Annotated in this window: 11 protein-coding genes; 6 read left to right on the forward strand and 5 right to left on the reverse strand. The window is 65.0% G+C overall.

Going from position 1 to position 13,811, the window contains the following annotated elements:
• Positions 1-33 precede the first annotated feature (33 nt).
• The 6 genes from nusA (at position 34) to pnp (ending at position 8,135) form a co-directional block, all read left to right on the forward strand.
• Entirely contained in the window at positions 34-1,527 is a 1,494-nt protein-coding gene (gene nusA, locus DFO68_RS03000; RefSeq protein WP_133481884.1) for a transcription termination factor NusA, read from the forward strand.
• A 27-nt stretch (positions 1,528-1,554) separates the two neighbouring features.
• Positions 1,555-4,086: a translation initiation factor IF-2 gene (gene infB / locus DFO68_RS03005; protein WP_133481886.1), complete on the forward strand. Its 2,532-nt coding sequence runs from the start codon at positions 1,555-1,557 to the stop codon at positions 4,084-4,086.
• A gap of 17 nt (positions 4,087-4,103) precedes the next feature.
• The gene (gene rbfA, locus DFO68_RS03010; protein WP_133481888.1) at positions 4,104-4,565 is read left to right on the forward strand and encodes a 30S ribosome-binding factor RbfA; all 462 of its coding nucleotides are present in this window, start codon (positions 4,104-4,106) and stop codon (positions 4,563-4,565) included.
• Positions 4,565-5,482, forward strand: coding sequence for a tRNA pseudouridine(55) synthase TruB (gene truB, locus DFO68_RS03015; RefSeq protein ID WP_133481890.1), 918 nt, complete (start codon positions 4,565-4,567; stop codon positions 5,480-5,482). Before rbfA ends, truB begins: the two co-directional genes overlap by 1 nt.
• 79 nt (positions 5,483-5,561) lie before the next feature.
• A complete protein-coding gene (gene rpsO, locus DFO68_RS03020; protein WP_133481892.1) occupies positions 5,562-5,831 on the forward strand; it encodes a 30S ribosomal protein S15 in 270 nt (89 codons plus the stop codon).
• Positions 5,832-5,999: 168 nt separating this feature from the next.
• Positions 6,000-8,135, forward strand: a complete 2,136-nt coding sequence (pnp, locus tag DFO68_RS03025; protein WP_133481894.1) for a polyribonucleotide nucleotidyltransferase — start codon at positions 6,000-6,002, stop codon at positions 8,133-8,135.
• Positions 8,136-8,260: 125 nt separating this feature from the next.
• Here pnp and DFO68_RS03030 read toward each other — a convergent pair whose 3' ends face one another.
• From DFO68_RS03030 to pcnB, 5 genes are all read right to left on the reverse strand, one after another.
• On the reverse strand, positions 8,261-9,436 hold the full coding sequence (locus DFO68_RS03030; protein ID WP_133481896.1) for an acetyl-CoA C-acetyltransferase: 1,176 nt from the start codon (positions 9,434-9,436) through the stop codon (positions 8,261-8,263).
• A 257-nt stretch (positions 9,437-9,693) separates the two neighbouring features.
• Entirely contained in the window at positions 9,694-10,542 is an 849-nt protein-coding gene (gene panC / locus DFO68_RS03035) for a pantoate--beta-alanine ligase (RefSeq protein ID WP_133481898.1), read from the reverse strand.
• 47 nt (positions 10,543-10,589) lie between these two features.
• Positions 10,590-11,381 (reverse strand): 3-methyl-2-oxobutanoate hydroxymethyltransferase, encoded by a 792-nt coding sequence (panB, locus tag DFO68_RS03040; protein WP_133481900.1) that lies wholly within the window; start codon positions 11,379-11,381, stop codon positions 10,590-10,592.
• A gap of 75 nt (positions 11,382-11,456) precedes the next feature.
• Positions 11,457-11,993: a 2-amino-4-hydroxy-6-hydroxymethyldihydropteridine diphosphokinase gene (gene folK / locus DFO68_RS03045; protein ID WP_133481902.1), complete on the reverse strand. Its 537-nt coding sequence runs from the start codon at positions 11,991-11,993 to the stop codon at positions 11,457-11,459.
• A complete protein-coding gene (pcnB, locus tag DFO68_RS03050) occupies positions 11,990-13,390 on the reverse strand; it encodes a polynucleotide adenylyltransferase PcnB (RefSeq protein WP_133481904.1) in 1,401 nt (466 codons plus the stop codon). Before pcnB ends, folK begins: the two co-directional genes overlap by 4 nt.
• Positions 13,391-13,811 lie beyond the last annotated feature (421 nt).

A 13,811-nucleotide genomic window follows, 5' to 3' on the forward strand; every position in this document is an offset into this window, starting at 1 on the left:
GCATAAGGACAGGTTCACTGGCGAGGCTAAGGCATGAGTAAAGAAATTCTGGCGGTCGTCGACGCGATCTCCAACGAGAAGGGGGTCCCCCGCGAGGTGATCTTCGAGGCCGTCGAGGCGGCCCTGGCCAGTGCATCGCGCAAGCGCTTTGAGGACGAGGAAGCCCGCGTGCGCGTGCATATCGACCGCGAGACCGGTGACTACGAGACATTCCGCCGCTGGGAAGTGGTCGATGATGATGACTTCGACGGGCCGGATGCCCAGATCAAGCTCTCCTATGCGCAGCGTCGTGATCCGCCCCTGGGAGTGGGTGACGTGGTCGAGGAGCGCATCGAGAATGCCTCCTTCGGCCGGATCGCCGCCCAGACGGCAAAGCAGGTCATCGTGCAGAAGGTGCGCGAGGCGGAGCGGGCCGAGGTGGTCCGCCAGTATGCCGAGCGCGAGGGTGAGCTGGTCGCCGGCATCGTCAAGAAAACGACACGCGACGGCCTGATCATCGATCTGGGCGACAATGCCGAGGCCTTCCTGCCGCGCAGCGAGATGATTCCCGGCGAGCGCTACCGCATGAATGAGCGAGTTCGCGCGCTGCTGGTCAAGGTCGACCCCGAGGCGCGTGGCGCCCAGCTGATCCTGTCGCGCACCTGTCCGGAGTTGATCATCGAGCTGTTCAGCATCGAGGTGCCGGAGATCGCCGAACAGCTCATCGAGATCAAAGGTGCGGCGCGCGACCCCGGCTCGCGGGCCAAGATTGCGGTTAAGACCAATGACCGGCGTATCGACCCGGTGGGGGCCTGTGTGGGGATGCGCGGCTCCCGCGTGCAGGCTGTCTCCTCGGAGCTACAGAACGAGCGCGTCGACATTGTGCTGTGGGACGACAACCCCGCCCAGCTGGTGATCAACGCCATGGCGCCGGCGGATGTCGCCTCGATCCTCGTTGATGAAGAGGCCCATGCGATGGACGTGGCCGTGGCCCAGGAAAACCTGGCCCAGGCTATCGGCCGCAGTGGCCAGAACGTGCGCCTGGCCTCTGAGCTCACCGGATGGCGACTCAATGTCATGACCGAGGAAGAGGCCGAGGACAAGCGCGACCAGGAGATCGATAGCCTGGTGGAGAGTTTCATCCAGCATCTGCACATTGACGAAGACGTGGCGCGCCTGCTGGTGGAAGAGGGCTTCACCTCCCTGGAGGAGATCGCCTACGTGCCGGTCGAGGAGATGCTGGAGATCGAAGAGTTCGACGAGGACCTCATCGAGGAGCTGCGCTCTCGAGCCAAGGACGAACTGCTAAACCTGGCCATTGCCTCCGAGGAGGCGCTCGATGGCGCCCAGCCGGCCGACGACCTGCTGGAGATGGACAGTATGGAGCGCCACCTGGCCTTTATCTTGGCCAGCCGGGGCATTGTCACCATGGAGGACCTGGCCGAGCAGTCCGTCGATGACCTGCTGGACATCGAGGGCATCGACGAGGAGCGCGCCGCGGCACTGATCATGACTGCCCGTGCGCCATGGTTCGAGAGCGAACAGTAAACGGGTCACGGGCTGAGGAGGGTCGTAATGTCAGAAATGACCGTTAAGGATTTTGCAGCGAAGGTGGGGCGCGACGTGCCTCGCCTGCTGGAGCAGATGAAAGAAGCCGGGCTTGGTCAGAAGTCTGAGAGCGATGCCGTGTCCGAGGAGGACAAGCGTCAGTTGCTCGACTATCTCACCAAGAGCCATGGCGGTAGCGGCGCTGGGGCGAAAAACCGCATCACCCTGACGCGCAAGACGCGCAGCCGCATCAAGACCGGCGAGCGAGGCAAGAGCATCGAGGTGCAGGTGCGCAAGAAACGCACCTACGTCAAGCGTGCCGAGGAAGAGACTCAGCCGGAGCCGATGAAAGACGCCGGACCGCGCCAGCTGGTCGGCGATATGGCGGATTCCCAGCAGGCCCAGGCCGCTAAGGATGCCCGTGAGGCTGAGGAAGCCAAGGCGCGTGCCGCCGAGGAGTCCGCCCGCGAGGCGGCAGCCAAGCTCGAGGCTGAGAAGGCCGCCGTCGAGCCGGAGATCCCAGTGCCTGAGCTCGACACTACTTCGGCCACGGAAGCCGAGGAGCCCCCGGCTCCACCCAAGGAGGGACGCCCCGAGCCGCGCCGCGCCGCGGTCAAGAAGGCGACCACCAAGGCCGGCGCCGGCAAGAAGGGCCGTGGCGAGCGTGACGAAGAGGATCGCGGTGATCGCGAGGAGCGGCGTCGTGGCGGCAAGAAGGCCAAGCGCGCCGAGCGTCGCGGTGGTCGCCGCGGTGGCGGTGCCCAGGGCGGTGGCAAGCATGGCTTCCAGAAGCCGACCCAGCCAATCGTCCGCGAGGTCTCCATCCCTGAGTCGATCAGCGTTGCCGACCTGGCCGACAAGATGTCGATCAAGGCCAACGAGGTCATCAAGGCCATGTTCACCATGGGGGCGGCGGTGACCATCAACCAGACCATCGACCAGGACACCGCGGCCATCGTGGTCGAGGAGATGGGCCACAAGCCCAAGCTGGTCAAGGACGATGCGCTGGAGACCGAGGTTCTCGAGGGTATCTCCTATGAAGGCGAGGAGATCACCCGCTCGCCGGTGGTCACGGTCATGGGTCACGTCGACCACGGCAAGACCTCACTGCTCGACTACATCCGCAAGGCCAAGGTGGCCACCGGCGAAGCTGGCGGCATCACCCAGCACATCGGCGCCTATCATGTCGAGGATGATCATGGCGGCGTGACCTTCCTGGATACCCCAGGCCACGCGGCGTTCACCGCCATGCGTGCCCGCGGCGCCAAGGCCACCGACGTGGTGGTGTTGGTGGTGGCCGCCGATGACGGTGTGATGCCACAGACCATCGAGGCGATCGAGCACGCCAGGGCCGCCGAGGTGCCGATGGTGGTGGCCGTCAACAAGATCGACAAGTCGGGTGCGGACCCGGACCGGGTCAGAAACGAGCTCTCACAGTATGGCGTGATCTCCGAGGAGTGGGGTGGCGACACTCAGTTCGTGCATGTCTCTGCGCACACCGGCGAGGGCATCGAGGAGCTACTGGAAGCCATCCAACTGGTCTCGGAAGTGCTCGAACTCAAGGCGGTCCCCGAGGCGCCCGGCAAGGGCGTGGTGGTCGAGTCGCGCCTGGACAAGGGACGCGGCCCGGTGGCCACGGTGCTGGTCCAGAACGGTACCCTGAAGAAGGGCGACATCGTGCTGGCTGGCCTGCACTACGGCCGTGTCCGCGCGCTGACCAACGAACTGGGCAAGCAGGTTGACCAGGCCGGCCCTTCCACCCCGGTGGAGATCCAGGGTCTGGACGGTACTCCCGAGGCCGGTGACGACTTCATGGTGCTGGCCGACGAGAAGAAGGCCCGCGAGGTCGCCAACTTCCGTCAAGGCAAGTACCGCGAGGTGCGCCTGGCGCGCCAGCAGAAGGCCAAGCTGGAGAACATGTTCAGCCAGATGGGCCAGGAAGTCGCCGCCAAACTCAATATCGTGCTCAAGGCTGATGTCCAGGGTTCCCTGGAGGCCATCAAGGGCGCTCTCGAAGAGCTCTCCACCGATGAGGTGGAAGTGGCCGTGGTCTCGTCCGGCGTGGGTGGCATCACCGGTACCGATGCCAACCTGGCGTTGGCCAGTGACGCCATCGTGATCGGCTTCAACGTGCGTGCCGATGCTGCGGCCCGCGAGATCATCGAACGTGAAGGCCTGGACCTGCGCTACTACAGCGTCATCTACCAGCTGATCGACGAGGTCAAGCAGGCGATGAGCGGCATGCTGGCACCCGAGTGGAAGGAGGAGATCGTTGGCGTGGCCGAAGTCCGTGACGTCTTCCGCGCACCCAAGATCGGTGCCGTGGCCGGCTGCATGGTGGTCGAGGGCAGCGTCTTCCGTAACAAGAAGATCCGTGTGCTGCGCGACAACGTGGTGATCTACGAGGGAGAGCTCGAGTCGCTGCGCCGCTTCAAGGACGACGTCCAGGAGGTGCGCAGCGGCATGGAGTGCGGTATCGGCGTGAAGAACTACAACGATGTCCAGGTCGGCGACAAGATCGAGGTCTTCGATCAGGTCAAGGTCGAGCGGACCCTCTAAGGAGCGAGGAGTCGACCATGCGCGAGTTTAAGCGTACCGACCGGGTGGCTGACCAGCTCCAGAAGGAGCTGGCGGAGCTCATCCAGCGTGAGGTCAAGGATCCGCGGCTGGGGATGGTCACGGTCAGCGGTGTCGAGGTCAGTCGCGACCTCGGCTATGCCGATGTTCACGTGACCCTGCTGGGCGAGCAGACTCCGGAGCGCATCAAGGAGAACCTGGCGGTGCTCAAGCGGGCCGCCGGTTTCCTGCGCAGCCAGATCGCCCGGCGCATCAAGCTGCGCCATGTGCCGGAACTGCGCTTCCACTACGACGAGAGCGTGGTGCGTGGCCAGCGGCTCTCGTCGCTGATCGACGAGGCCGTCGCCAGTGACCAGGCCCAGCATGATGAGGCGTCGAAGGACGACCGCAGCGCGGCAGACGGGTCGGTGGGCAATGGTTCGCCAGGCCATGGTTCGGCAGAACGGGACGAGCGCGACTGATGGCAAGGCGGCGTCGCGGGTTGCCGGTGAACGGCGTGCTGCTGCTGGACAAGCCCGCGGGCCTATCCAGCAATCATGCGCTGCAGCGGGCGCGGCACCTGTTCCAGGCCCGGAAGGCCGGCCACACAGGCACGCTCGATCCCATGGCCACCGGCCTGTTGCCGGTATGCTTTGGTGAGGCGACCAAGTTCTCCGCCCACCTGCTGCAGGCCGACAAGGTCTACCGTACCCGGGTGGAGCTCGGCGCGATCACTGACAGCGGCGATGCAGAAGGTCAGGTGGTAGAGCGTCACACGGTGCCGCGGCTGGTCGAGGCCGATATCGAGAGCCTGCTGGCGCGCTTCCACGGCGAGATCGAGCAAGTGCCGCCGATGTACTCGGCGCTCAAGCATCAGGGGCGCAAGCTCTACGAACTGGCCCGTGAGGGCAAGTCGATCGAGCGTGCGGCGAGGCGCGTGAAGGTGTATGATGCGCGGCTTCTTGCCCTTGCCGACAGCGCCTTCGAACTCGAGGTGCGCGTCAGCAAAGGCACCTATATCCGGACCCTGGCCGAGGACATGGGCCAGGCCCTGGGCTGTGGAGCGCACATCAGCGCGCTGCGCCGCCTGGGAACAGGCCCCTTCACGAGCGAGGGCATGCTAACCCTCGACGCACTGGAGGCCCTGCCCGGCCAGGCCGAACGTCAGGCAGTACTGTTGCCGATCGACGTGTTGGTCGACCATCTGCCGCGCCTCGAGGTTGATGCCGCGGCGGCCAGCCGGCTGACCCATGGTCTGGCGGCCCACGTCGAGACCGGCGAGCTGGCCGAGCAAGAGACGGCAAGACTCTACTGCGACGGTGCCTTGCTAGGCCTCGGCGTGGTGACAGCGACACAGGAGGTGGCGCCGAAACGGCTGCTGAGCAGCGCAGCCGAGTGAAGGGAGAGACGCCCGAGACTGCAAATATGCGTGGTCTCACACACTCATCATTCAGGCATATTGCTTACTGGAGAGACAGATGGCACTGACAGCCGAGCAGAAGTCCACAATCGTCAATGAGTACGGTCGTGGCGAGAACGACACCGGTTCCCCCGAAGTGCAGGTAGCCCTGCTGAGCGCCAATATCGACGGCCTGCAGGACCACTTCAAGACCAACAAGCAGGATCACCACTCCCGTCGTGGCCTGATCCGCATGGTCAACCAACGCCGCAAGCTGCTGGACTACCTGAAGCGCAAGGATCTCGAGCGCTATCAGTCACTGATTCAGCGTCTGGGCCTGCGCCGTTAAGCGACGCATCCCACGCGGTAACGAAACGGGCAGCCTTCGGGTTGCCCGTTTCGCGTCAAGGGGCGGAAATCGCGCTAACCGGTGGCCGCTGCGGGCGTCAATCCCTAAAATGGTCGCCGAGTCAAAAACGACCCCCCATACAGAAAAGTCGATATAAAGGAAGTCGCCGTGAACCCGGTCAAGAAAACGTTTCAGTACGGTCGCAGCACCGTCACCCTGGAAACCGGGCGCATTGCCCGCCAGGCCACCGGTGCCGTGATGGTCACCATGGACGACACCGTGGTGCTGTGTACGGTGGTGGCCAAGAAAGAGGCCAACCCTGCGCAGCCCTTCTTTCCGCTGGGGGTGTTCTATCAGGAGAAGACCTACGCGGTCGGCAAGATTCCCGGCGGCTTCTTCAAGCGCGAGGGGCGTCCCACCGAGAAGGAAACCCTGACCTCGCGGCTGATCGACCGCCCGATCCGCCCCCTGTTCCCCAAGGGCTTCATGAACGAGGTGCAGGTGGTCTGCTCGGTGCTTTCCACCGACCGCAACCATGACCCGGACATCGCTGCCATGCTGGGTACCTCGGCCGCCCTGGCGATCTCTGGCGTGCCCTTCAATGGTCCGATCGGGGCCGCGCGCGTGGGCTTCACCGAGGACAGCGGTTACTACCTCAACCCCACCGTCGAGGAATTGACCGACTCCGAGCTCAACATGGTGGTTGCCGGCACCGATAAGGCGGTGCTGATGGTCGAGTCCGAGGCCAAGGAACTGCTCGAGGACGAGATGCTCGGCGCCGTGCTCTATGCCCACCAGGAGATGCAGGTAGCCATTCAGGCCATCAACGAGCTGACCGCCGAGGCCGGCAAGCCGAAGTGGGCGTGGCAGGCCCCGGTCGAGAATGTCGCCCTCAAGGACGCCATGGCCGATGCCTACGAGCAGCAGGTCGGCGAGGCCTATCGCATCACTGACAAGATGGCCCGCCAGGACGCCTTGGCTGCCCTCAAGGAACAGGCGGTCGCGCGGTTCGCCGGCGAGCAAGCGGGCCAGTACGCTGCCGACGAGGTCAAGGGGGCCTTCGCCGGCCTGGAGAAGCGTGTGGTGCGTTCGCGCGTGGTCAAGGGCGAGCCGCGCATCGACGGCCGCGACCACAACACCGTGCGCCCACTCTCCATCGAGGTGGGCAGCCTGCCCAAGACCCATGGTTCGGCGATCTTCACCCGCGGCGAGACCCAGGCGATCGTGGTGGCGACGCTGGGTACCCTGCGCGATTCTCAACTGATCGAGTCGCTGGAGGGCGAGCGCAAGGACCGCTTCCTGCTGCACTACAACTTCCCCCCCTACAGCGTGGGCGAGGCCGGTTTCATGGGTGGCCCCAAGCGCCGCGAGATCGGCCACGGCCGTCTGGCACGCCGTGGCGTGCAGGCGATGCTGCCCGACGAGGCGGAGTTCCCCTACACCATCCGCGTGGTCTCCGAGATCACCGAATCCAACGGCTCGAGCTCCATGGCCTCGGTATGCGGTGCGTCGCTGGCGCTGATGGACGCCGGGGTACCGATGAAGGCACCGGTAGCCGGCATCGCCATGGGGCTGGTCAAGGATGGCGATCAATTTGCTGTACTCACCGATATCCTGGGTGATGAGGATCATCTCGGCGACATGGACTTCAAGGTGGCCGGCTCGGCCTCCGGCGTTACTGCGTTGCAGATGGATATCAAGATCGAGGGCATCAACGAGGAGATCATGGAGGTTGCCCTGCAGCAGGCCTATGACGCTCGCCAGCAGATCCTCGAGCAGATGAACGTGGTGATTGCCAAGAGCCGTACCGAGGTCTCCGAAAACGCCCCCTCCATGGCGACCATCAAGATCGATCCTGAGAAGATTCGCGACGTCATCGGCAAGGGCGGCGCCACCATCCGCAAGATCTGCGAGGAGACCGGCGCTTCCATCGACCTCGACGATGACGGCACCGTGCGCATCTATGCCGAGGACAAGTCGGCAGCCAAGGCGGCCATCGACACCGTGCTGGCGATCACCGCCGAGCCCGAGATCGGCAAGCTCTACCGCGGCAAGGTGGTGCGCATCGCCGATTTCGGTGCTTTCGTCAACATCATGCCGGGCACTGACGGTCTGGTGCATATCTCTCAGATCGTGCCGGAGCGGGTCAACGACGTGCGTGATTTCCTCAATGAGGGTGACGAGCCCATCGTCAAGGTGCTCGACATCGACAACCGCAACCGGGTGAAGCTCACCATCAAGGAGATCACCCCGGAAGAGAAGGCCGCGTTCGAGGCCGCTGAGGCCGCTGAACCCCAGCTTTAAGCCTTATGCGTTAAGCCGTAAGAAAAACTGCCGCCAGGGCATGGCCCTGGCGGCAGTTTTCGATTTGCAAAAGAGCATGCCCCGAGGGTGAATCCTGGGGCATGCTATCTGGCTTACAGCGTGGCTTAACGCTCGATGGCCAGCGCCACGCCCTGTCCACCGCCGATGCACAGGGTGGCCAGGCCCTTCTTGGCGTCGCGGGCGATCATCTCGTGGACCAGGGTCACCAGGATGCGGCAGCCGGAGGCGCCGATGGGGTGGCCGAGGGCGATGGCGCCGCCGTTGACGTTGATCTTGCTGACATCCCAGCCGAGTTCCTTGTTGACGGAGAGGGCCTGGGCGGCGAAGGCTTCGTTAGCCTCGACCAGGTCCAGGTCGTCCAGGCTCCAGCCGGCCTTCTCCAGGCAACGGCGAGTGGCCGGTGCCGGGCCGATGCCCATGATCGCCGGATCGACGGCGGCGTTGGAGTAGGCCTTGATGTGGGCCAGCGGCTCCAGGCCCAGCGCCTTGGCCTTCTCGGCGGAGCAGAGCATTACCACGGCGGCACCATCATTGATCGAGGAGGCGTTGCCGGCGGTGACGGTGCCGTCCTTCTTGAAGGCCGGTCGCATGCCGGCGAGCTTCTCGGCAGTGACATCACGCGGCCCCTCGTCGGTATCGAAGATGATGGGGTCACCCTTGCGCTGGGGGATCTCTACCGGGACGATCTGCCCCTTGAACTTGCCCTCCTTGATGGCAGCGGCAGCCTTCTGCTGAGAGCTGGCAGCGAACTCGTCCATCTGTTCGCGGGTGATGCCGTACTTCTCCGCCAGGTTCTCGGCGGTAATGCCCATGTGGTAGTCGTTGAAGGCATCCCACAGGCCGTCGTGGACCATGGAATCGATCGCCTTCCAGTCGCCCATGCGCTGGCCGGTGCGCGAGTGGGGCAGCACGTGGGGCGCCAGCGACATGTTCTCCTGGCCGCCGGCGAGGATTAGCTCGGCATCGCCGCAGCGGATCGCCTGGGTAGCCAGATGCAAGGTCTTGAGGCCTGACCCGCACACCTTGTTGATGGTCATGGCCGGTACCCCATCCGGCAGGCCGGCCGTGATGGACGCCTGGCGAGCGGGATTCTGACCAACCCCGGCGGTGAGCACTTGGCCGAGCAGTACCTCGTCGACCTGGTCCCCTGCGACGCCGGTGGACGACAGGATGTCCTTGATCACTTGGGCACCCAGGTCGCTGGCGGGAATGCCGGCCAGGGAGCCACCGAAGGTGCCGACGGCAGTGCGGCGAGCGGCAACAATCACCACGTCTTGCATGGGAGATACTCCTGAATAATGACTTGCGGGCTTGCGGTCTGTCTGTAAGACGCCTCAAACAGAACCGGTGTCTTTTAGCATAGGGGACGCTTGTGCATGGCGGCAATGCTTCCATTGGCCGCATGCACCAGAGAAGCTGGAGTCGAGGGACGCCGCCGGGCAGGCGGCGGCGATTAGGTAAGTTGTATCGATCAGATGAGTTGTACGGGGATGGCCTATGGGGGTAACGCCTGGATATTCTCGACGTTGTCGCGTCTTCAGCGCGGCAGGGTCAGGCTCAGGTTGTCAATCAGCCGGGTCGGGCCCAGGCGGGCCGCGGCGAGTAGCACGGCGTCACGGGTGGTTGCCGTGGCCGGCCCCAGGTCGATGTCGCGAAGCTCCAGGTAGTCTGGTGCGAAGCCGGCCTCCTCCAGTTGTGTGAGGCCATCGGCTAGGGTATCCGTGCTGTCGGCACCAGCTTCCAGGGCATCGCGCAGCAGGCACAGAGTATGGTAGAGCGCCGGGGCGATGGCTCGCTGGTCGGCATCCAGATAGCCGTTACGCGAGGAGAGCGCCAAGCCATCCGTGGCGCGCACGATGGGTACGCCGACGATCTCCACGGGGAGGTGCAGGTCGGCCACCAGACGGCGGATCACCGCCAGCTGCTGGTAGTCTTTCTCGCCGAAGCAGGCCACATCGGGCTGCACCAGGTTGAAGAGCATGGTGATGACGGTGGCGACGCCATCGAAGTGCCCGGGCCGGTCGCCACCGCAGAGCCCCTCGCTGACCTCGGGCACGCAGACCCGAGTCTGGGCTGCGAGGCCACGTGGGTAGAGGGTCGTCGTCTCGGGGGCGAACAGCAGGTCGCAGCCGGCCTCCTCGAGTTTCGCCTGATCCTCGGCGAGGGTGCGCGGGTAGGCGTCCAGGTCCTCGCCGGCCCCGAACTGCAGCGGATTGACGAAAATGGTCGCGACCACTACGTCGCTCTGGCGGCGCGCCTGTGCCACCAGGGCCAGGTGGCCGTCGTGCAGGTTGCCCATGGTCGGTACCAGGGCGATGCGCTGAGCGTGGCGACGGGCGTCGTCCAAGGTCGCGCGCAGGGCCGGTATCTCTCGCAGGGTACGCATCGCGGCGAACTCCTCCTCATCTCCTCATGCTACTTAAGTCATGCGACTCAGAAACAGTGTCCTTCGGCGGGGAAGCGGCGAGCCTTGACGTCGCTGTGGTAACGGCGGAAGGCGTCCGGGATATCGTCGGCCTCAACCATGAAGTTCTTCACGAAACGCGGGGTGCGGCCATGCGTTACCCCCAGCACGTCATGCATCACTAGAATCTGCCCGTCGGTATCGGGACCGGCGCCAATGCCGATCACCGGCACCTCCAGCGCCTCGCTCACCGCCCGGCCCAGGCTTGCCGGCACGCACTCCAGCAGGATCACCGAGGCGCCGGCCTCGACCAGCGTGCGAGCATCCTCGAGGATCCGGCTCGCTTGCTCGGCCTCACGCCCCTGCACCTTGTAGCCGCCCAGCTGATAGACCGACTGTGGGGTCAGCCCTAGGTGCGCGCAGACCGGCACACCGCGCCGGGTCAACTCGCGAATACCATGGGCCATCCAGGCCTCGCCCTCGACCTTGACCAGTTCGGCCCCGGCGCGCATCAGTGCGCCGGCATCCTGGAGCAGGCGTTCGCTGCTCGAATTGCTCATGAAGGGCAGGTCGACCATCAGCAGGCTGGCGCGCTTGCCGCGTGCCACGCAACGGGTGTGATAGCAGATATCGTCGAGGGTCACCGGCAGGGTGCTGGCGTGGCCCTGCAGCACCATGCCCAAGGAATCGCCCACCAGCAGCACCTCGATGCCCGCCTCCTCGGCCGCATGGGCGAAGGAGGCGTCGTAGGCGGTTAGACAGCTGAACGGCTCACCGGCGCGCTTGGCGGCTTGCAGCGTGCTCAGGGTGACGGTTTTCATGGTGTGCTCTCATTGTCTGGTCATGGGAGGCGTCCGGCTGGGCGGCCTCGATGTAACCCGAAATTGTTACCTGAATCATGCTCGAGTGTCGATAGGTAACAGGGCGAGGGCTTCCTGGCAGCGCGGTAACACCGACCCCGGCTCGCTAGCATCGAGGTCGGCGACCCATTGCGCCGCAAGGCGGCCTTCGATCAGCAGGTCCGGCGCCAACTCGGCCAGCGGGACGAGCACGAAGGCGCGCTGGAGCATCTCCGGGTGAGGCAGTGTCAGTCGCGCCAGCCTAATTCGCCGCTCATCGAAGAGTAGCAGGTCCAAGTCCAGGGTCCGGGGCCCCCAGTGGCGGCCGCGCACGCGTCCATGGCGCTGTTCTAGGGCCTGCAGCTGGTCGAGCAGGGCAAGCGGCGAGAGCCGTGTCGCCAGCTGTGCCACGGCATTGATGTAGTCGGGCTGGTCGGCTGGCCCCAGTGGCGCGCTGGCATAGCAGCGTGAGGCGGCGATGCGACGAGTCAGCGGTAGATGGTCGAGCTCTTCCAGGGCGCGCTCGACGTGCTCCTGGGGGGCGTCGAGGTTGCTGCCCAGACCAATCCAGGCGCGATGCCAGGACGGGCTCATGTCTCGCTCGCGGGGCCTTGGGGCTTGCGGCGTCGGCGGCGGCGGCGCTTGCGCGGCTGGCCGCTGCCCGCGGGGTCGGCGCCGACCTTGCCCAGCAGGCGACGCTGCTCGTGTTCGTCGGCCTGCTGGAAAGCGCTCCACCAATCGCCCAGACCGGGGGAAATCTCGCCGGCGCTCTCGCGCAGCAGCAGGAAGTCGTAGGCGGCCCGAAAGCGTGGATGCTCGCGGGTCTGGAAGACCCGCTTGCCGCGGCGCAATGGTAGCCGTTGCTGCAGGTCCCAGATGTCGCGCATCGGCAGGCTGAAGCGCTTGGGGATGGCGACATGTTGGAGCTGGCGCGAGATCACCTGATGGGACGCCGCCTGCAGCGCGGGGATGGGTGGCATGCCGTCAGCCTCGAGGATGGCCTGGCGCTGCTGGACGGGGGCCCAGAGCAGGGCGGCGAACAGGAAGGCCGGGGTTACTGGGCGGTCCTCGGCGATGCGCCGGTCAGTGCTCTCCAGCGCCAGCTCGACCAGGCGTTCGGCCCAGGGTAGTGCCTCCATGGCCTCGTCGGCCTCGGGGAAGAGCATCGCGAACAGCCCGTAGTCGCGCAGCAGGTGGAAAGTGGCCACCCCCTGGCCGGCCATGAACAGCTTGAGCACCTCGTCGAACAGCCGTGCCGGAGGAATCTGCAGCAGCAGCGGCGCGGCGTCGTGGATGGGTGCTTCGGTGGCCGGGTCGAGGTGGAAGTCGAGCTTGGCGGCGAAGCGCACCGCCCTGAGCATCCTCACCGGGTCTTCGCGATAGCGGGTCGCCGGGTCGCCGATCAGCCGCAGGGTGCGGGCTTCGATGTCATGCACACCGTCGGCGAAATCGTGGATCGAGAAGTCGGCAATGTTGTAGTAGAGGGCGTTGACGGTGAAGTCCCGGCGCAGGGCGTCTTCCTCGATGTTGCCCCATACATTGTCACGCAGCAGCAGGCCATCGTCCGACTGCTGGGAGATATGCGCGGCGTGGTCATCGCCCGGCGTGCCGCGAAAGGTGGTGACCTCGATCACCTCGCGGCCGAAGCGGACATGCACGATGCGAAAGCGCCGGCCGATGATGCGCGAGTTGCGAAACAGCTCCTTGAGCTGCTCCGGCGTGGCATCCGTAGCCACATCGAAGTCCTTGGGCATGTGGCCAAGCAGCGAATCGCGGATGCACCCGCCCACCAGAAAGGCCTGGAAGCCGGCATTGTGAAGCCGGTAGAGCACCTTGAGGGCGGCGTCGCTGAAGTGCTGACGCGAGACAGGGTGTTCCTGGCGGGGAATAATGCGCGGCCCTGGCGTGACGGCCGGCGCATCCTGAGGGCCGAACAGCGACTTGATGCGCTCGCCCGGACGTTGCAGAAAGCGGGTAAAACCTTTGAACATGCGGCGATATCGACTCGCGGGACGCGGAAAGCGTTGAGTGTAGCCGACCACTAACACCTTGCAAAGCGCGGCACGCTGCCCAGGGCGCCAGGAAGCAGAAAGGGGAGGCCTTAGGCCTCCCCGGTAAGCAGGATGCAGCATCCCTGCTGCTGATTCTTCTTCGTGATGGCGCATCGCCCTGAATACGCACCACAGTCACCAAGGAGGGTTCAGGCAAGCGGTGTTGTTGTGGTTGTGGTTGCTCCTGACGGCGACCGTCTCGTATTCAAAACAATAATCCAACCACGACGGCATGGAAGCATGCCTCCTCCCGGCTTGTTGATCTTGTTGCCGGGAGTGCACCTCGAAGGCCTGTTGTCATTGTGGGTCGGCCGTATCCGGGTGCGTCGCGTCCTGATGGCTCCGGTGCCTCGAGCAGCTT

Origin of the sequence: Halomonas ventosae (assembly GCF_004361885.1) — a bacterium.
GTDB classification, from domain to species: Bacteria; Pseudomonadota; Gammaproteobacteria; order Pseudomonadales; family Halomonadaceae; genus Halomonas; species Halomonas ventosae_C.